This window comes from Ectopseudomonas composti (assembly GCF_900115475.1).
In the GTDB taxonomy this organism is placed as follows: domain Bacteria; phylum Pseudomonadota; class Gammaproteobacteria; order Pseudomonadales; family Pseudomonadaceae; genus Aquipseudomonas; species Aquipseudomonas composti.
In genome coordinates, this window is record NZ_FOWP01000001.1 from 309781 (window position 1) to 327780 (window position 18000).

General features: G+C 63.5%; 19 protein-coding genes. 16 read left to right on the plus strand and 3 right to left on the minus strand.

Annotated elements, in window-relative coordinates:
* The first annotated feature begins 2 nt into the window (after positions 1–2).
* The 3 genes from BM059_RS01410 to BM059_RS01420 are packed head-to-tail and all read left to right on the plus strand — an operon-like array spanning position 3 to position 2676.
* Entirely contained in the window at positions 3–497 is a 495-nt protein-coding gene (locus BM059_RS01410) for a TRAP transporter small permease (protein ID WP_037000772.1), read from the plus strand.
* On the plus strand, positions 494–1774 hold the full coding sequence (locus tag BM059_RS01415; protein ID WP_037000773.1) for a TRAP transporter large permease: 1281 nt from the start codon (positions 494–496) through the stop codon (positions 1772–1774). The genes BM059_RS01410 and BM059_RS01415 overlap by 4 nt, the downstream gene beginning before the upstream one ends.
* Before the next feature lie 8 nt (positions 1775–1782).
* Complete coding sequence (locus BM059_RS01420; RefSeq protein ID WP_074936209.1) at positions 1783–2676, plus strand: amidohydrolase family protein; 894 nt, start codon at positions 1783–1785, stop codon at positions 2674–2676.
* A 109-nt stretch (positions 2677–2785) separates the two neighbouring features.
* Here BM059_RS01420 and BM059_RS01425 read toward each other — a convergent pair whose 3' ends face one another.
* On the minus strand, positions 2786–4063 hold the full coding sequence (locus BM059_RS01425) for an acetyl-CoA C-acetyltransferase (protein WP_037000775.1): 1278 nt from the start codon (positions 4061–4063) through the stop codon (positions 2786–2788).
* A 231-nt stretch (positions 4064–4294) separates the two neighbouring features.
* On the opposite strand from BM059_RS01425, the gene BM059_RS01430 reads away from it, so the two are divergent.
* A complete protein-coding gene (locus BM059_RS01430) occupies positions 4295–5650 on the plus strand; it encodes a 3-oxoacyl-ACP reductase (RefSeq protein WP_074936211.1) in 1356 nt (451 codons plus the stop codon).
* An 82-nt stretch (positions 5651–5732) separates the two neighbouring features.
* Here the strand turns inward: BM059_RS01430 and BM059_RS01435 are convergent, their stop codons facing one another.
* Positions 5733–6725, minus strand: a complete 993-nt coding sequence (locus BM059_RS01435; RefSeq protein ID WP_074936213.1) for an AraC family transcriptional regulator — start codon at positions 6723–6725, stop codon at positions 5733–5735.
* Positions 6726–6914: 189 nt separating this feature from the next.
* Between BM059_RS01435 and BM059_RS01440 the strand changes: the two genes are divergently transcribed.
* From BM059_RS01440 to BM059_RS01465, 6 genes are all read left to right on the plus strand, one after another.
* Entirely contained in the window at positions 6915–7772 is an 858-nt protein-coding gene (locus BM059_RS01440; RefSeq protein WP_074936215.1) for a MaoC family dehydratase, read from the plus strand.
* A gap of 234 nt (positions 7773–8006) precedes the next feature.
* Entirely contained in the window at positions 8007–8312 is a 306-nt protein-coding gene (locus BM059_RS01445; RefSeq protein ID WP_037000779.1) for a nucleotide pyrophosphohydrolase, read from the plus strand.
* Positions 8309–9058 (plus strand): methyltransferase domain-containing protein, encoded by a 750-nt coding sequence (locus BM059_RS01450; RefSeq protein ID WP_074936216.1) that lies wholly within the window; start codon positions 8309–8311, stop codon positions 9056–9058. Before BM059_RS01445 ends, BM059_RS01450 begins: the two co-directional genes overlap by 4 nt.
* A gap of 75 nt (positions 9059–9133) precedes the next feature.
* Complete coding sequence (locus BM059_RS01455) at positions 9134–9715, plus strand: DUF4136 domain-containing protein (protein WP_074936219.1); 582 nt, start codon at positions 9134–9136, stop codon at positions 9713–9715.
* Between the two features lie 21 nt (positions 9716–9736).
* Positions 9737–10291, plus strand: a complete 555-nt coding sequence (locus tag BM059_RS01460; RefSeq protein ID WP_074936221.1) for a DUF4136 domain-containing protein — start codon at positions 9737–9739, stop codon at positions 10289–10291.
* A 16-nt stretch (positions 10292–10307) separates the two neighbouring features.
* Positions 10308–10790 carry a GNAT family N-acetyltransferase gene (locus BM059_RS01465; protein WP_074936222.1) on the plus strand — a complete coding sequence of 161 codons (483 nt, stop codon included), beginning with the start codon at positions 10308–10310 and terminating at the stop codon, positions 10788–10790.
* Positions 10791–10796: 6 nt separating this feature from the next.
* Here BM059_RS01465 and BM059_RS01470 read toward each other — a convergent pair whose 3' ends face one another.
* A complete protein-coding gene (locus BM059_RS01470) occupies positions 10797–11738 on the minus strand; it encodes a LysR family transcriptional regulator (protein ID WP_037002609.1) in 942 nt (313 codons plus the stop codon).
* A gap of 106 nt (positions 11739–11844) precedes the next feature.
* Here BM059_RS01470 and BM059_RS01475 point away from each other — a divergent pair, with 106 nt between their 5' ends.
* The 6 genes from BM059_RS01475 to BM059_RS01500 all read left to right on the plus strand — a co-directional run bounded on the left by BM059_RS01475 (position 11845) and on the right by BM059_RS01500 (position 17960).
* A complete protein-coding gene (locus BM059_RS01475; RefSeq protein ID WP_074936223.1) occupies positions 11845–12513 on the plus strand; it encodes an RraA family protein in 669 nt (222 codons plus the stop codon).
* A gap of 131 nt (positions 12514–12644) precedes the next feature.
* Positions 12645–13721 carry a TRAP transporter substrate-binding protein gene (locus BM059_RS01480; RefSeq protein ID WP_074936225.1) on the plus strand — a complete coding sequence of 359 codons (1077 nt, stop codon included), beginning with the start codon at positions 12645–12647 and terminating at the stop codon, positions 13719–13721.
* Positions 13714–14295, plus strand: a complete 582-nt coding sequence (locus BM059_RS01485; protein WP_074936227.1) for a TRAP transporter small permease subunit — start codon at positions 13714–13716, stop codon at positions 14293–14295. The genes BM059_RS01480 and BM059_RS01485 overlap by 8 nt, the downstream gene beginning before the upstream one ends.
* The gene (locus BM059_RS01490; protein ID WP_074936229.1) at positions 14296–15576 is read left to right on the plus strand and encodes a TRAP transporter large permease; all 1281 of its coding nucleotides are present in this window, start codon (positions 14296–14298) and stop codon (positions 15574–15576) included.
* Between the two features lie 561 nt (positions 15577–16137).
* Positions 16138–16677, plus strand: coding sequence for a TRAP transporter small permease (locus BM059_RS01495; protein ID WP_074936231.1), 540 nt, complete (start codon positions 16138–16140; stop codon positions 16675–16677).
* Positions 16677–17960, plus strand: a complete 1284-nt coding sequence (locus BM059_RS01500) for a TRAP transporter large permease subunit (protein WP_037002594.1) — start codon at positions 16677–16679, stop codon at positions 17958–17960. The genes BM059_RS01495 and BM059_RS01500 overlap by 1 nt, the downstream gene beginning before the upstream one ends.
* The last annotated feature ends 40 nt before the right edge of the window (positions 17961–18000 follow it).

Sequence of the window (18000 nt, forward strand, 5' to 3'; positions counted from 1 at the left end):
CCATGCATAGATTCCTTGATGCCCTCAGTCGGCACCTGGCTGCGCTCACCACGCTGCTCGGTTGCCTGTGCGCTCTGGTCATGGCTCTGGCCCTGATCGCTGGCGTGTTCTACCGCTACGTGCTCAATGCGTCGCTAACCTGGGCCGACGAAGTCGCGCTATTGGCGTTCAGCTGGAGCGTGTTTCTGTTCGCCAGTGAACTGGTACGCCAGCAGTCGCATGTGCGCATCACCCTGCTGGTAGAGCGCCTGCCTCCCACCATGCGCTCGCTGTTCGAGCGCCTGAGCCTGCTACTGGTGGCGATCTTCGGTGCGCTGATGCTGTGGGCTGGCTGGAAATTCGCCTCGTTCACCGCGCATCAGGTGTCGGCCGCGCTGCGCTACCCGCTGTGGCTGCAGAGCGCGTCCGTTCCGGTCAGCGGTGCATTGATCGTGCTGCACAGCCTGACGCAGTTGATGCAACCGACCTCGGCACCCGCGCAAGGAGTAACGCCATGAGCGAAATCGGCATGGTTCTGATCGGCGGGATGTTCATCCTGCTGCTGGCGGGAGTTCCCATCGCCGTCACCCTCGGCCTGCTGACCGTGGTCGGCCTGTGGATGGCTGACTTCAGCCCGTTGATCATGGCTCAGCGCCTGATTGCCGGCAGCACCGTCACCAGCTTGCTGGCCATCCCAGGCTTCATCCTGGCCGGCGACCTGATGACCGCTGGCGGGCTGTCGCGCCGTCTGGTGCGGATTGCCTCGACCTGCTTCGGGCATTTCACCGGTGGGCTGTCGATGTCCACCGTCGCCGCCGGCACCTTCTTCGGCGCGATCTCGGGCTCGGCACCGGCCACCACGGCGGCAGTCGGCTCGATCATGATCAAGGAGCTCGAGCTGCGCGGCTACTCGCGCGGCTACGGAGCCGCCCTGGCCACCGCCATCGGCCCGCTAGGGCAGATGATCCCGCCGTCTATCCCGATGATCATCTGGGGCGTGCTGGCGGAGGAGTCGATTTCCAAACTCTTCCTGGCCGGCATCATCCCCGGCCTGCTCGCCGCCGCCGGCTTCTGCCTGATCAGCGTGATCTATGCACGACGCCTGAACATCCCAAGGGAAAAGCGCCCCAGCTTTGCCGAGATACTCGCTGCACTGCGTGACGGGATCTGGGCTCTGTTGGCACCAGTGGTCATCCTCGGTGGCATCTACGGCGGCATCTTCACGCCTACCGAAGCCGCCATGATCGGCGCCCTGTACAGCCTGTGCATCGGCCTGTTCGTCTACAAGGATCTGAGCTGGAGCCAATTGCCAGGCATCCTGGTCGGAGCCATGCGCACCACCACGCTGATCATGTTCATCATCGTCACCGCCTATGGCTTCGCCTGGGTCATCGCCAGCGAACGCATTCCTTCCCAGATCAGCGAAGTACTACTGGGCATCACCGACAACCCACTGCTGTTGTTGCTGCTGCTCAACCTGATGTTGCTGGTGCTCGGCGCCGTCATGGACACGGTATCGGCAATGGTCATTCTCAGCGGCGTGCTGATCGCTGTCGGCGCCCAGATCGGCCTGGACCCGATCCAGCTCGGCGCCATGGTGGTGATCAACTTCGCCGTCGGCATGGTCACGCCACCTCTGGGCTATTCATTGTTCGTCGCCGCCTCGATCAGTGGCCTGAGCATCGAGCGGGTAACCCGCCACCTCTGGCCCTTCCTCCTGGTGCTGGTGGTCGTCGTCGGACTGGTGGCCTACATCCCGGCCATTACCCTCTTCCTGCCCGCATTGCTTGGCTGAGTCACCCCATGAACCTATCGCAACCGACCATTCCCGGCGCCGACCCAATGCCTCGCGCGCCTCGTGAAGCGCTACCCGCTGGTGCCTGTGACAGCCATGCCCACCTGTTCGGGCCGCAGGAGCACTACCCCTATCAACACATCCGCAGCTACACCCCGCCAGAAGCCAGCGAAGCCTCCTACCGGCGGCTTTTGCATACGCTGGGTTTCCAGCGCGCAGTACTGGTGCAACCCAGCGTCTACGGCACAGATAACCGCCTGATGCTCGACACGCTGGCACGCCAGCGCCCGGATGACGCCATCGAGTGGCGCGGTGTCGCGGTGGTCAATGCCGCGATCACTGACGCCGAGCTGCAGCACATGGACCGCCTGGGCGTTAGAGGGGTACGGGTCAATCTGGTGTTTCCCGGTGGCGTCGAGTTCAGCGACATAGAAGCGCTTTCACGGCGTATCGCAGAACTGGGCTGGCATGTGCAGTTTCTATTGGACGTCTCACGCTTCGAGGATCTGGCCGGCAAGCTCGGACGCCTGCCCACTCCAGTGGTCATCGACCACATGGGTCACCTTCCGGCCCATAAAGGCACGACAGAGCCGGGCTTCGCAGCGCTGTTGAAGATGCTCGACAACGGCAAGGCCTGGGTCAAACTCACCGGCCCCAACCGCATTTCGGCACACCAACGAGCCCCCTACCAGGACGTCGACCCATTGTTCCTAGCACTGGTAGAGGCCAACAGCGAACACTGCATATTCGGCACCGACTGGCCGCACGTGCAGTTGCCAACACCTATCCCAAACGACGGCGAGCTGGTCGATGAGTTACTGCGCCTGCTGCCATCGGCCGCGCTCAGGCAACGCATCCTGGTCGACAACCCCGCCAGGCTGTATGGCTTCGCGCCGAGCTGAACTCCGCAGCCGGCCAAAAAAAGGGCGGCCACGCGCTACGCGTGGCCGCCCGAATCACGGAGTTGCTTACATCGTATGACCGCGATGACATGCGACCACGCGTATTGGATTACCGTTCGAGGATCGCGGTCACACCCTGACCGCCTGCCGCGCAGATGGAAATCAGACCACGCCCCTCTCCGGCCACCGACAGCAGCTTGGCCAGGTTGGCGACAATGCGTCCGCCGGTGGCCGCGAACGGGTGGCCTGCAGCCAGCGAACTGCCCTTGACGTTCATCTTGCTGCGGTCGATGGAACCCAGAGCCGCGTCCAGGCCCAGGCGCTCCTTGCAGTAGTCGGCGTCTTCCCAGGCCTTGAGCGTGCACAGCACCTGGGCAGCGAAGGCCTCGTGGATCTCGTAGTAGTCGAAGTCCTGCAGGGTCAGGCCGTTGCGCGCCAGCAGGCGCGGCACCGCATAGACCGGCGCCATCAGCAGGCCTTCCTTACCCTGAACAAAATCCACTGCCGCTGCCTCGCCATCGCGCAGGTAGGCCAGCACCGGCAAACCACGGGCCTTGGCCCATTCCTCGCTGGCCAGTAGCACCAGCGAGGCGCCATCGGTCAGCGGCGTGGAGTTGGCCGGCGTCAGCGTGCCACGCGGGCCGCGTTCGAAGCAGGGTTTGAGAGTCGCGAGTTTCTCGGCGCTGATGTCCGGGCGCAGATTCTGGTCGCGGGTCAGGCCAAGAAACGGCGTCATCAGGTCATCGTGCCAACCCTCGGCGTAGGCGGCCGCCAGCTTCTGGTGACTGGCAAGTGCCAGTTGGTCCTGCTCGTCACGCGGGATGGCCCAGCGCTGCGCCATCAGCTCGCAATGCTCGCCCATCGACAGCCCGGTGCGCGGCTCGCCATTGCGTGGAATGTGCGGTGCCAGGTGGCGCGGGCGAATCTTCAGCAGGCTCTTGATCTTGTCACCGGTACTTTTGCCACGATTGGCTTCCAGGAGAATCTGCCGCAGCCCCTCATTGACGCCGATGGGCGCATCGGAGGTGGTGTCGACACCGCCTGCAATGCCGCAGTCGATCTGCCCGAGGGCGATCTTGTTGGCCACCAGAATCGCCGCTTCCAGGCCGGTGCCGCAGGCCTGCTGCAGGTCGTAGGCCGGCGTCTCCGGCGCCAGGCGCGAGCCCAGCACGCATTCACGGGTCAGGTTGAAGTCCCGCGAATGCTTGAGCACGGCACCGGCGACTACCTCGCCGAGGCGCTCGCCATGCAGATTAAAGCGCTCCACCAGCCCTTCGAGGGCGCTGGTCAGCATCTCCTGGTTGCTCGCCCTGGCGTAGACGGTGTTGGAACGCGCGAACGGAATACGGTTGCCGCCTACGATGGCGACCCGGCGCAACTGGGTCATGGTGACTCCTTGCTGGTCGAGAAATCGAAGAAACCTGAGGCGAACTATTGTCCGTCAGCCGGTTCCCAGAAACATGAGACTGACACTGTAGCCTTCTGGCCGTACAGGCTAAACCTCGGATAGGCACGAACATTGGCCGCCTTGCCGGCGCGTGAGGCAATAGAGTCAATTGCGCTTTGCCAGCTGCCGCGTACAGTGGCACGACTTTCGATTCGCCCGCAGGAGCCCTTCATGTCTGATCGTTATCTCGCTTTCGCCAACTCTTCCACCGGCCGCCGCCTGGTTGGCGCCCTCGGCCTGCCGGCGCCTGTGCGCCTGGAGCGCTGGATGGCCGGCCGAGTGCGACCGATCGATGGCGCCCTGCTGTTCGGCGGTGAAGGCGATCTGATCAAGGCCATCCAACCCTTCGCCAGCAAACTCACGGATCAGTTGTTCGCCGCGCGTGACGGCCAACTCGACCTGCCGCGCTGGACCGCCGAGCACGGCCCCAAGCTCAAGGCGCTGGTGTTCGACGCCAGCCACCTGACCCGCTTCGAGCAGCTGATCGAGCTGCGCGACTTCTTCCAGCCCGCTTTCAAGGGGTTGGCCAACAGCCCTCGCGTGGTGGTGCTGGGGCGTGCGCCGGAGTCGCTCAAAGACCCGATCGCAGCCAGCGTGCAGCGCTCGCTGGAGGGTTTTACCCGCTCGCTGGGCAAGGAGATTCGCCGCGGTGGCAGCGTGCAACTGCTCTATGTCGGCAAGGGTGGCGATCAGCAGCTGGAGGGCGCGCTGCGCTTCTTCCTCTCGCCGAAAAGCGCCTACGTTTCCGGCCAGGTGCTGCGTCTCGGCGCCTGCGGCGAACAGGTCAAGGACTGGACGCGCCCGCTGGCCGGCAAGAAAGCGCTGGTCACCGGTGCCTCGCGCGGTATCGGCGCGTCCATCGCCGAAGTGCTCGCCCGTGACGGCGCCGAGGTGGTGCTGCTTGATGTGCCCCAGGCGGCCGATGCGCTGCAGGCGTTGGCGGCGCGCCTGGGTGGGCAGGCGGTGACCCTGGATATCTGCGCCGACGATGCGCCGCAGCGCCTGGTCGAAGCCTTGCCCGACGGCCTCGACATCGTCGTGCACAATGCCGGCATCACCCGCGACAAGACCCTGGCGAAGATGAGCGACACGTTCTGGAACTCGGTGATCGACGTCAACCTCAAGGCGCCGCAAGTACTGACCCAGGCGCTGCTCGACGCCGACAAGTTGCATGACAACGGCCGCGTGGTGCTGATCGCCTCGATCAGCGGCATTGCCGGCAACATGGGTCAGACCAACTACGCGGTGAGCAAGGCCGGCGTGATCGGCCTGGCTCAGGCCTGGGCGCCGGCCCTGGCGAAGAAAGGCATCAGCATCAACGCGGTGGCCCCCGGTTTCATCGAAACCCAGATGACCGCGGCCATTCCGCTGGGCATCCGCGAAGCCGGCCGCCGGATGAATTCGATGAGCCAGGGCGGCCTGCCGCAGGACGTCGCCGAAGCCGTGGCCTGGTTCGCCCAGCCTGGCTCGGGCGCGGTGACCGCGCAGGTTCTGCGCGTGTGCGGGCAAAGCCTGCTGGGCGCCTGAGGCAGCGGAGCTGGTGGGCTAAAGCCCACCCTGCAGTCAGCTCCACTCTATTGTAGGGTGGGCTTTAGCCCACCGAATCGGCTCACGCCTTACCGCGTTTACGAAACTCCACCGGCGTTTCCCCGACCCAGCGCTTGAACGCGCGGTAGAAGGTGCTCGGTTCGGAGAAGCCGGTACGCTCGACGATTACTTCGATGCGCTCGTCGGTCTTGAGCAACAGCTCCTTGGCCAGGCGGCAACGGTAGTCGGTGATCAGGTCGTTGAAACGCACACCGGCCATGGCCAGGCGCTCGCGCAGGCGCCGCGCAGGCATGTTCAAGCGCGCCGCCACTTGCTCCAGCGTTGCACCGCCATCGACCAACAACTCGGCGATCAGCTCACGTACCTGACGTACCAGGTCCAGCCTCTCCACTTCCGCCAATTGCCGCCGCGCCAGCGACTCGTGCATGCGCAGCAATTCCGGTGCGGCGTGGCGCGAGGCTTTGTCCAGCACTGCGGCGTCGAACAGCAGTGCGCAGTCCTCGGCGCCGAGGCGCACCGGGCAGCCATAAACCGCCTGGTAGCGTTCCGCAGGTGCGCCCTCGGCATGCATGAAGCGCACTTCACGCGGGCGAAAATCGTTTTCGGTCAAAGCCGCGAACAGGCGGATCACCGCCCCTGCCAGCATCTCCGGGAAATGACGCGGCGTGTCGGCCTCCACGCCCAGCGTCAGCACGGCGATATCGCCGTCTACGTCCAGACGCGCGTTGAGGGTGTCGGAGAGCAGGCGCACGTAGCGCAGCGCATGGCGCAGGCCAACGCCAAAAGTTTCGCTGGAGAGAAACAGGTATTCCAGGAGCAGGCCATGGAAGGCTGGCAGGTGCTGGGCCAGGTACAGCCCGACGTGCTCTTCGCCGCACTCCTCGCTGGCGGCCTTCCAGAAGGCCGCCTGAGCCGCATGCGGAAAGCGGCCGGCCGGCAGCCCGCCGGGAGGTAGGCCAACGCGCACCAGCACGCGGTCAGGATCGGTTCCGCTGGCACGCAGGGCATCGATTACCGGGCGCATCAGCGCCACATCGTCGGTCAGATCACGCATGATTTCTGCTGTTCTTTTTATTAGTGAGCGTTATTCGTGAACGGCGCCATCTTAGGGGCAGCGAGCCACCGCGCGCAAACCGCGTAACAGACGGATTGGCTAGCCTGCGCACGTTCCGGGCAGAACAGCCAATGCCAGCGTGGGTCTGAGGGTTAAGCTGCCGTCATTCACTCGCCAAGGAGTTCGCCAATGGCCATCGACTGGCTCGATCTCGATACCCCCCCGGCCCTGCCCGGCCTGTTTCTGCGCGCGGCCCTGCGCCGCAAGGTAACTGGCCGCCAGTTGCCCAGCATCGGCTTGCGCTGCCGCGTGGAGGTGGACCCGAAGCACCTGGCGCGCTATCGCCAGGTCTGCGCCAGCGCAGACAGTCCCTACCTGCCGCCGGTCTATCCGCATGTGCTCGCCTTCGCTCTGCAGATGCAGTTGCTCACCGACCGCCGTTTCCCCTTCCCATTGCTGGGCCTGGTGCATCTGGAGAATCGTATCCGCGTGTTGCGCCCACTGGGTGGGCTGGGGCCATTTCAGATCAGCGTGCAGGTCACCGACCTGCAACCTCACGACAAGGGCGCCACGTTCAGCCTCATCACCCGCCTGGAAGATCAGCTCGGCCTGCTCTGGGAAGGTGACAGCCGCATCCTCTGCCGCGCCCTGCGGCTCGACGGCCAGGCGCCGGCACGTGCCGAACAACCGCCGCTGGAGCTGACGCCACTGGCCAACTGGGCCGCCCCTGCCGATGCGGGTCGGCGCTACGCACGGGTGGCTGGCGACTACAACCCGATCCACCTGTACGCCGTGACCGCACGCCTGTTCGGCTTCCCGCGAGCCATCGCCCATGGCCTGTGGAACAAAGCGCGCAGCCTGGCGGCCCTGCACGACCACCTGCCACAGGCCGGCTACGAGGTGGAGGTGCGTTTCCAGAAACCGGTGCTGCTGCCCACCCACGTTGCCCTGCAAGCCAGCGAGCCTGGCGCCAGCGGCCAGTTCCGCTTGATCGGCGAAGGTGACACCCCGCATATGGCGGGTAGCTGGCAGCCGTTGGAGGCCTGATTTGCACAGTCTGCCCCCTCTCCCATTCATGGGAGAGGGTGGTTCAGGCGGCACCGGTGTTATCGAACAGCCCTCTCCCCCGGCCCCTCGGCTTTAGCGTCCTGCGTCGCCCTACCTCCTGCATCCATGCAGTCGTCTCCCGCAAGCGGGAGAGGGGAGACAATCCGAAGTAAAGCGCAGCTTGCAGCGTGGGTCGTTCGAGCCGAAGCTATGCGGCTCGAACGGAGCCGCACCATGAACCTCGCTGAACTCACCGCCCGCATGCACGCCATTCGCGATCACAACGATTGGCGTCGTTACCAAAGCCCGAAGAACCTGGCCATGGCCGCCAGCGTGGAAATGGCCGAGTTGGTGGAGATCTTCCAGTGGCTGAGCGAAGAACAGTCGCGCCAGTTGCCTGCCGACCAGCTCGCCCATGCCGGGCAGGAAGTCGCCGACGTGGTGCTCTATCTGCTGCAACTGTGCAGCGAACTGGGCATCGACATGAACCAGGCGGTGCTCGACAAGCTCGCCGATAACGAACGGCGCTTCCTCAAATGAGCGACCGTCACTTCGACGAACTCGCCACCCGCTTCGCCGAGAAGATCTACGGCGGTGCCAAGGGCGCCATCCGTCTCGCCGTGCTGCAGGCCGACCTGGCCGAAGCCCTGCCGGATCGCCCGCTGCGTGTGCTCGATGTCGGTGCCGGCCTTGGCCACATGAGCCTGTGGCTGGCCCAACGTGGCCATCAGATCACCCTGGCCGAGCCGGCCGCACCCATGCTCGAAGGTGCACGCCAGCGTTTCGCCGAAGCGGGCCAGAGCGCCACCTTCATCCAGGCCCCCTGGCAAGAACTGCTCGGCCAGCTACAAGAGCCTTTCGACCTGGTGCTGTGTCACGCCGTGCTGGAATGGCTGGCCGAGCCGGCGGCCATCCTGCCGGTGCTGCACCAGCTGACGGCCAAGAACGGCTGGCTGTCGCTGGCCTTCTACAACAAGGACGCGCTGATCTACCGCAACCTGCTCAAGGGGCATTTCCGCAAACTGCGCAAGGAACACTTCGCTGGCGAGAAACAGAGCCTGACCCCACAACAGCCGGTCGACCCGCGCGAACTGGCCACGCAACTAGCAGCGTACTGGCAGGTCGAAAGCCGTAGTGGCGTGCGCGTATTCCACGACTACATGCCGCAGCAATTCCAGGCCAAGGCCGAACTGATCGACCTGCTGGAAATGGAGCTGGCGCACCGCCGCCATCCCAGCTTCGAGGGGCTCGGCCGCTACCTGCACTGGATCTGCCGACCACGCTGAGCGCGTTGGACGAAGCTGGCAGGCCGGCGTAGCCTGAAACCATCGGGGATGCCGCACGCGACCACGGAGACGACCATGCGCACCGCCATAGCCCTATTCATCTTGCCGCTGCTGGCCGCCTGTCAGAGCAAGAACCCTTACCAGGCCGAGTCGCTACCCATGCCACCGGCGCCGCCCGAAGCGGCCACCACCTTCGACCGCAGCGCCTACCCTGCCGCGCCGCGTGACTACGGCCGCTACCGCAGCTGGAGCTGGCTGGATGGCCGCGCGCCTGGCGGCGATCAATTGGCCGACAGCGTCAGCGCCGGCCTCGACCAGTATGGCCTGCGCCCGGCGCTCAATGGACCTGGCGACGTGCTGGTCAGCGCCCGCATCAGCCAGGAAACCCGCCTGCGCCAATACCAGGACAACGTCGGTGGCCACTACGGCACCGGCAGCCACTGGGATCGACGCTACGGCGCCTACGGCAGCGTCCCCATCGTGCGCACCTACGAACAGAAAGTGGCCGTGGTACGCATCGAACTGATCGACCCACACGACCGCCAGGTGGTCTGGTCCGGCAACGGCGAAGCCGTGGCCGGCAAGGACCAAGCGGCGCAGGCCGATGCCATGCGTGCGGCCATCCGCAGCGCGCTGGACGGCTACCCACCCTATTGATCGACAGCCCTGGAGAGCACCATGCGTAACCTGTCCTACCTGATCGTGGCGCTGCTCCTGAGCGGCTGCGCCAGCGTCAGCCTGGAGCGCGACTTCGACCCCAGCCGCGACTTCGGCGCCTACCGCAGCTGGAGCTGGATGGATGAAAAACTGACCTACCAGCCCGACGACGCACGCCTGAAAAGCGACATCACCGAAGCGCGCATCAGCCAGGCCGTCGCCGAACAACTCGAGCAACGTGGCCTGCGCCAGGCAGCCGATGGCAAGGGCGACCTGAAAGTCCAGAGCGTGCTGATCGTCGACGAGCGCCAGGATCAGATCACCACCCAGTACGGCGGTGGCTGGGGCGGCTATTGGGGTGGTTACTGGGGCGGCCCGGCCTTCACCGAAACGCGCCGCGTGGACTACAAGGTCGCCACCCTGCAGATCGATCTGTACGACGCAAAAGACGGCAAGCTGGTCTGGCGCGGCAGCGGTGAGCAAGTCATGCGCAGCCAGCCGCCGACACCGGCCGAGCGCGAACGGGCAATCCGCGAAACCGTCACCCAGGTGCTCTCGCAGTATCCACCACGCTGAACAAGGACCATTCGGCTTGAACGCAAACCTGCAGCACCGCCCGGCCACGGCCACCGACCTCGGTGACGTGGTCGGCTTCCCGCAGAACGTCGATGAACTGTTCTTCTGCTACCCCAAGGCCATCTGGCCACTCAACGTCGGCCAGCTCGCCGCCGCCATCGCCGAGCGGCGTGAAAGCACCGTGGTGGAACTGGCTGGAAAAGTCGCCGGCTTCGCCAATTTCTACCAATGGCAGCACGGCGAATTCTGCGCCCTTGGCAACCTGATGGTGGCGCCCTGGGCGCGCAGCCAGGGCGTGGCTCAACACATAGTGGAAGTGATGGAGCAGATCGCCCGCGAGCGCTACAAGGCGCCGCTGATGAAGGTGTCCTGTTTCAACGCCAACACTGGCGGCCTGCTGCTCTACACCCGTCTCGGCTATAAGACCGTCGGTATCGTCGAACGCCGCGCTCCGAACGGCAGCCGCGTCGCCTTGGTGCAGCTGGAAAAGCCGCTGTAACCGCGCTCAGTCCTCGCCGAGCAGAGGCGGCGCCAGCTCTGGCTCTTCCATATTTTCCAGAAAATGCAGGCGAAACAGCGTCTGCCGGGCAATGGATACCAGCGCATCGAGCTGCATATCCGGCGTTTCCGTCATGTAGGACACGCAGAAGCGCGCCGGCGCAATCGGTGGGTCGCACGGCAACGTACGCAGCAGGTTGAGCGCCAGCATCTCGCGGATCAGCGGCACCGGCAGGATGCCAATGGCGTGGCCGGCGGAGACCAGCTTGGCCATCAGTCCCAGGGAGTTGCTGGTGTGGAAGGCCTCCGAGCTGGCATTACCACTCTTCAGCCAGCTCTCGACCACCGAGTACAAAGTCGATGGTGCCGAGTGAGTGACGATCGGATGGCCACTGGCGTGCTCGGGTAAAAACGGGTTGGCTGTGATGTCGAACTGCGGCGAAGCGACCCACTGAAAAGTCATCCAGCCGATGAAGATATCGGTGACGTCCTCACGGGTCGCCGGGTTGGTCAGCAGCGCCAGATCCAGCTCGTGATCGTTGAGCTTGCGGTTGAGCACCGCGCCGACATCGATGGTGATTTCCAGGGTGATCTCCGGGAAATGAGCCTTGATCTCGGCGATAACAGCAGTCAGGCCGACCATCGCCGAACACTCGTCGGCCCCCAGACGCAGGCGTCGGTGCTGTTTCTGCTTGGCGGCGAACTGTTCCAGCTTGGTGCTGTTGTTCAGCACCAGCTCGGCATGGCGCAGGGCGATGTGACCATCAGGGGTGAGGGTCATGCGCTGCTTGCTGCGGTCGAACAATTTGACGTCGAGCAGCGACTCCATTTCACGGATGCGCGAAGAGATGGCCGGTTGGGTCAGATGCAGGTGGCGCGAGGCGGCATGAACCCCTCCTAGCCGTGCCGTCCAGTAGAAGGCTTCGATCTGCATCAGGGTAATACGCATGATAAAAATCGCCCTCTGTTCGAGTCGCCCGTTTTTATTATCGTCATAAAAACAGGCTTGTTAGCATCCGGCTCAACCTCTCGGATGACGTGGACAAGAACAACGCATGTACATCATCGAAGCCTTGCCAGAACCGATCGAGCAGAACGCGCTGGACGTGCTTGCCGGTGCCGAACCGGCCACCATCGGCCACTTCATCACCACCGGCATATTGAACCCGCGCATACGCGCGCACTTCAAGAATCTGCGCTGCGTCGGCACCGCCGTGACGGTGAAGATGCCCGGCGCGGACGGCGGCATCTTACATTACGCGATGGGCTGCGCCAGACCTGGCGACTTCCTGATCGTCGACCGCTGTGGCGAGAGCGTGACCGCCGCCATGGGTGGCGCGATGGCCTACGCGGCCAAGCAGGCCGGCATCGCCGGCATCGTTATCGATGGCTACGTCACCGACCTCGGCGAGCTTCGCGATCATGGTGTACCGATCTGGTCGTGGGGCGCCAGCGCCATCACCACACGGGTGAAAGGCGAGGAAGGCGAGTTCTGTACCCCAGTGCAGTGCGGCGGCGTCGTGGTACATCCAGGCGATGCGGTGATCGCCGACGAGAACGGCATCGTCATCCTTCCCAAAGCGCTGGCCCTGCCGCTGGCGCAGCGCGCCATCGAGTTCCAGAACAATGAAAAGCACACCCTGGCGCGCCTCGCCAATGGCGAGAAATTCCCCGATATCGTAGGCTCGCGCGCCGTCATCGATGCCGCCATCCAGCCGCGCTGACGCCCCCGTAACACGAATACCGCGCCACTGGCGCCGCAACACCTGCCAGGCCAGGCGACACGAAAACAATACTGGCCAAGGACATCGTCAGGTTTCTGCCTCGTAGCTCCAAGAAAAACAAAAGGACTACCATGAAACTGCAGTTGCTCCACGGAGTGGTTCTCTTCGTGCTTGGCTGTGCGTTCGCCGCCAGCAGCCCGGCCGAGGAACACCCAACGCTCCAGCTCAATGTCATCGGTGGCGGTAGCCACAACTACAGCTTCCGCACGGTCGAGCGGCCGTTCTGGAGCCAGACGCTGCCAGCCGCCTCCGATGGCAAGGTCACCGCACGCCTGCGCGGCCTCTCCGAAACCGGCCTCAAGGGCCCGGAGATGGTGCGCCTGCTGCGCTCCGGCGCGGTGGAGGTCGGCATGGGCGTGTTCGCCTTCGTCGCCGGTGACGACCCCGCTTTCGAGGGCATCGACCTGCCAGGCATGGCTGCCGACATCGACACCGCCCGCAGCATCGCCAATGCCTACAAACCGGTGCTGCAGCAACGCATGGCCGAGCGCCACGGCGTCAAGCTGCTGGCCACCGTACCCTATACCGCTCAAGTGTTCTTCTGCCGTGATGCCGTCGAATCGCTCGACGACCTGCGCGGACGCAAGGTGCGCGTACGCGGGCGCAACATGGCCGATCTGGTCAATGCACTGGGTGCCTCACCAATCACTCTGCCCTTCGCCGAAGTGGTCACCGCCATGCAGACTGGTGTCATCGATTGCGCGGTGACCGGCATCGGCTCGGGCAATGCCGCCAAGTGGTACGAAGTGGCCAATCACCTCTACAACCTGCCGGTGGACTGGTCGCTCGGTTTCTACGGCATAGGCCTCAAGCGCTGGGAACAATTGCCAGCGGCGACCCAACAGTTGCTGCTGGAGCAGGCCCAGGTGCTGGAAGATGACTTGTGGCAGGAGACTGCCCGCGAGAACCGCTATGCCCTGGCCTGCAACACCGGTGTCGGTGACTGCCAGATCCACCGACCGGCCCACATGCAGGCCAATGCCCCGAGCGCCGAGGAACGGCAGCACCTGCACGAGACGGTGATGAAGATCGCCGAAACCTGGGGCCAGCGCTGCGGCACGGACTGCGTGGAGCGCTGGAACGCCACGGTCGGCAAGACCATCGGCACACGACTCGACACTGCGCACATGGAGCATGCAAATGACTGATGTCCCCGCACCGCTCGAACGCATCGTGCGCGCCAGCGCCTGGGTCGGCGGAATCGCCCTGCTCGCTTGCGCCCTGCTGATCAGCATCGATCTTATCCTGCGCAAACTGTTCGGTATTTCCATGGGCGGTGCCGACGAGATTGCCGGTTACGTGCTGGCCATCGTCAGCAGCTGGGCCTTCCCCATTGCCCTGCTCAAGCGCTCGCACATCCGCGTCGACATTCTCTACTCGCGCCTGCCGCTGAAACCCAAGGTCGGCCTCGACCTGCTGGCCCTGGCCGGCATGGCGGTGTTCGTCGGCGCGCTGCTGTGGCACAGCGGCCAGGTGCTGCTGGACTCGATCCACTACCGCTCGGTATCCACCACGCCCTTGCAGGTACCGTTGTGGATGCCGCAGTCGCTGTGGTTCGCCGGCTACCTGTTCTTCGCCGTGACCATCCTGGTATTGGCCTGGGCCAGCCTGATGCAGATACGCCAGCAACGTCTGACGACAGTCAGCGCACTGATCGGTATCCACTCGGTGGAGGAGGAAATCCATGAGGAAGTCTCCGGCCGCAAAGAAGGAGCACGCTAGATGCTGATTTTCACTCTATTCGTGCTGCTCGGCCTGCTCGCCCTCAGCGTGGCCGCTGCCGTCAGCGTCGGCCTGCTCGGCATGTCGCTGGCCGAGTTCTACTCGACCCTGCCGTTGACCAGCGCACTCGGTGAAATTGCCTGGAGCACCAGCGCCGAGTTCCTCCTGGTGGCCATTCCACTGTACGTACTGATGGGCGAACTGCTGGTCTGCTCCGGCGCCGCCGGGCGCATGTACGGTGCCGCGAGCAAGTGGCTGTCGTGGCTGCCGGGCGGTTTGATGAACTCGAACATCGGCGCGTCGGCATTGTTCTCCGCCACCAGCGGCTCCAGCGTCGCCACCGCCGCGACCATCTCCACCCTGGCGCTGCCGGAACAGGAGCGCAAAGGCTATCCGGCGCCGCTGTTCCTCGGTTCCATCGCCGCCGGCGGCACCCTGGGCATCCTGATTCCACCGTCGATCAACATGATCCTCTTCGCTTTGATCGCCAACCTGTCGGTGCCCAAGCTGTACCTGGCTGCGACCATTCCCGGCATCCTGCTGTGCTTCATGTTCGTGGCTGTGATCGTTCTGGCCTGCCTGATCCGTCCCGAGCTGGGCGGCCATCGCCAGCACGCCAGCTGGGCCGAGCGTCTGTCCTGCCTACCGGATCTGCTGCCGCCGCTGGCAATCTTCGCGCTGGTGGTTGGCGCCATCTACAGCGGCTTCGCCACCGCCAGCGAATCCGCCGCCCTCGGTGTGCTCGCCGCCTTCGGCCTCGGGCTGTGGCGCCGTGCCTTCACCTGGCAGACGCTGGGCCAGGCGTTCGAATCGACCATGCGCACCAGCGGCATGATCATTTTCATCACCCTGGCGGCGTTCTTCCTCAATTTCGTGTTGTCGGCCATCGGTTTGACCTCATCGCTGGTCAGCTTCATCACCGACTTGCAGTTGTCGCCGATGACCACGCTGCTGGCAATCATCATGTTCTACATCGTGCTCGGTTGTTTCATGGACACCCTGGCGATGCTGATCACCACTGCGCCACTGGTCGTGCCGGTAATCGTCGCACTGGGTTTCGATCCGCTGTGGTTCGGCGTGATTCTGATCGTGCTCTGCGAGATGGGCCAGATAACGCCACCCTTTGGCATGAACCTGTTCGTGGTGCAAAGCATCCGTGGCAAGGGCAACTTCATGGACGTGATATACGGCGCACTGCCCTTCTGCCTGGTGCTCTTGTTACTTATCGCCCTGCTTATATGCTTCCCACAACTGGCACTGTGGCTGCCGCAGTTCGCCTGAGACAACACGAACCACAAAAAAAGTTCCAGCAACGCAACTACCACAGCTCAAACAACACGACCCAACGGAAGCATTCAACCAACCGAAAGTTCTCCAACAAGAACCCCTGCATGCAAAAGGACTTTTGCTCATACGTCACCCGCTCTCTCTTGGGTGACGCCAAAACACTGCCGCGAACCCTCTTTTGGCGCGGCACTACGCCCCTGCGCGCGCCCGTTTAAAAACCTCTAAAAACCCCGCCAAACCTGGCATCAGCGCGACTGAAAGCCAGGTCATCTTTTGCTGCGACCGCACGATAAAAGTGCACACCCGCCGCGCCTCCCGGCTTTTATCAGCCTAATAAAAACATTGAATCCGACTCTGCGTGACAGCATCGCGCATTCAGAAAAAAATCGTCACACCTCATACGACGACGTATGACCAATAACAATAAAGGTGACATATGCCCAATGACGACCCTACGGCCGAAGATGCCGAATCGCGAACTTTCACAGTTCCCGAAAACAACAGGCTCGCAACTTTCTTATTTCTCTCAACTGCCGCCCCGCTGGAGAGAACATCGTGAAAACCATCCTCAATTTTTATTTCAGCACCTTGAAAGTGCTGATCTGTAGCACCCTCGTCTGCATCACCACGCTGATCTTCCTCAACGTGGTACTGCGCTACGGCTTCAACTCGGGTCTGTTCTTCAGTGAAGAGATCTCTCGCTTGGCATTCGTCTGGCTGGTATTCGCCGGCGCCCAACTGATGCTCCACGAGAACGGCCACATCGGTGTCGACATGCTGACCAGTCGTGTGTCGCCCAAGGTCGCCAAGGGCATGCTGGTACTCAGCCAAGTGCTGATGCTTTACGTCACCTGGCTGTTCCTGCAGGGCAGTTGGAAACAGACGCTGATCAACCTGCATGTCGGTGCGCCGTCCACCGGTGTGTCCATGGGGATGTTCTACGGTGCCGGGCTGGTGTTCTCGATATTCAGCTTCGGCCTGATCACGGTGCAACTGCTGGATAGCCTGCGCAAGCCGGCCGGCACCTACGCCCAGCAGATCAGTGACGGCCCAGCAACGCTGGCTCCCACTCAAGAAAACGGGGTGCTCAAGTAATGGCCCTCACCGTCTTCATTGGCGTGCTGATGGCCGCCATCCTCATCGGCACCCCCATCGCCTACGCGCTGATTCTCTGCGGCGTAGCGCTGATGTGGCTGCTGGGCCTGTTCGATGGGCAGATCATCGCGCAGAACATCATCAACTCTGCAGGCAGCTTCCCACTGCTGGCGATCCCGCTGTTCATCATCGCAGGCGAGGTGATGAACAACGGCGGACTGTCCAAACGCATCATCAACCTGGCCATCGCCATGGTCGGCCATCTGCGTGGCGGCCTAGGCTACGTGGCAATCTTCGCCGGCGTGCTGCTGTCGAGCCTGTCGGGGTCGGCGCTGGCCGACGCCGCCTCGCTGACGGCCCTGCTGCTGCCGATGATGGTCATCGCCGGCTACAACAAGAACCGCTCCGGCGGCCTGATAGCCTCAGTTTCGGTACTGGGTTCGATCATCCCGCCAAGCATCGGCTTCGTGGTGCTCGGCGTGGCTTCCGGCCTGTCGATCACCAAGCTATTTCTCGCCGGCATCGCCCCCGGCCTGATGATCGCCATGGCGCTATGCGTGGCCTGGTGGCTGGTGTCACGTCGCGATAGTGATGTCGAACTGAGCCCGAAAGCCTCAGGCAAGGAGCGTTTGAAAGCTTTCGTCGACAGCATCTGGGCATTGATGCTGCCGGTGATCATCGTCGTCGGTCTGCGCTTTGGCGTTGTCACCCCGACCGAAGCTGGAGCCGTGGCCAGCGTCTACGCGCTACTGGTCTCGACCCTGATCTACCGTGAGCTGGACTTGAAGAAGCTCAACGAGTTGCTGCTCAACGCCGGCAAGACCACCGCCGCGGTGATGTTCCTCGTGGCCGCCGCCTCGATCCCAGCCTGGATGATCACCATCGCCGACATTCCCGGCCAGATCATCGACCTGATCCAGCCAGTGATGGACAACCCCAAGCTGCTGATCCTGGTGCTGATGCTGCTGATCCTGATGATCTCCATGGTCATGGATCTGACCCCGACCATCCTGCTGCTCGCGCCGATCCTGGTGCCGGTGGTCAGCGCCGCCGGTATCGATCCGATCTACTTCGGCGTGCTGTTCATGATCAATTGCTCCATCGGCCTGATCACTCCACCTGTAGGCACCGTGCTCAACGTGGTCTGCGGCATCGGACGAATGCGCTACGAAGCGCTGCTCAAGGGCACTCTCCCGTTCCTGATTGCAGAAATAGTCGTGCTCATGCTGCTCGTGGCCTTCCCCGAGCTGGTCACCGTGCCCGCTCAGTGGTTCGCCCACTAACGGTTCATCCAATAACAACAGCCAACAAGAAGGACACCAC

Bases quoted from the DNA above. Each gene is read 5' to 3' on its own strand.
- BM059_RS01460 (WP_074936221.1), top strand. From the start codon at position 9,737: ATGCGTAACCTGTCCTACCTGATCGTGGCGCTGCTCCTGAGCGGCTGC.
- BM059_RS01455 (WP_074936219.1), top strand. From the start codon at position 9,134: ATGCGCACCGCCATAGCCCTATTCATCTTGCCGCTGCTGGCCGCCTGT.
- BM059_RS01490 (WP_074936229.1), top strand. From the start codon at position 14,296: ATGCTGATTTTCACTCTATTCGTGCTGCTCGGCCTGCTCGCCCTCAGC.
- BM059_RS01440 (WP_074936215.1), top strand. From the start codon at position 6,915: ATGGCCATCGACTGGCTCGATCTCGATACCCCCCCGGCCCTGCCCGGC.
- BM059_RS01410 (WP_037000772.1), top strand. From the start codon at position 3: ATGCATAGATTCCTTGATGCCCTCAGTCGGCACCTGGCTGCGCTCACC.
- BM059_RS01475 (WP_074936223.1), top strand. From the start codon at position 11,845: ATGTACATCATCGAAGCCTTGCCAGAACCGATCGAGCAGAACGCGCTG.
- BM059_RS01435 (WP_074936213.1), bottom strand. From the start codon at position 6,725: ATGCGTGATCTGACCGACGATGTGGCGCTGATGCGCCCGGTAATCGAT.
- BM059_RS01415 (WP_037000773.1), top strand. From the start codon at position 494: ATGAGCGAAATCGGCATGGTTCTGATCGGCGGGATGTTCATCCTGCTG.
- BM059_RS01425 (WP_037000775.1), bottom strand. From the start codon at position 4,063: ATGACCCAGTTGCGCCGGGTCGCCATCGTAGGCGGCAACCGTATTCCG.
- BM059_RS01500 (WP_037002594.1), top strand. From the start codon at position 16,677: ATGGCCCTCACCGTCTTCATTGGCGTGCTGATGGCCGCCATCCTCATC.
- BM059_RS01420 (WP_074936209.1), top strand. From the start codon at position 1,783: ATGAACCTATCGCAACCGACCATTCCCGGCGCCGACCCAATGCCTCGC.
- BM059_RS01470 (WP_037002609.1), bottom strand. From the start codon at position 11,738: ATGCGTATTACCCTGATGCAGATCGAAGCCTTCTACTGGACGGCACGG.
- BM059_RS01450 (WP_074936216.1), top strand. From the start codon at position 8,309: ATGAGCGACCGTCACTTCGACGAACTCGCCACCCGCTTCGCCGAGAAG.
- BM059_RS01480 (WP_074936225.1), top strand. From the start codon at position 12,645: ATGAAACTGCAGTTGCTCCACGGAGTGGTTCTCTTCGTGCTTGGCTGT.
- BM059_RS01430 (WP_074936211.1), top strand. From the start codon at position 4,295: ATGTCTGATCGTTATCTCGCTTTCGCCAACTCTTCCACCGGCCGCCGC.
- BM059_RS01445 (WP_037000779.1), top strand. From the start codon at position 8,007: ATGAACCTCGCTGAACTCACCGCCCGCATGCACGCCATTCGCGATCAC.
- BM059_RS01485 (WP_074936227.1), top strand. From the start codon at position 13,714: ATGACTGATGTCCCCGCACCGCTCGAACGCATCGTGCGCGCCAGCGCC.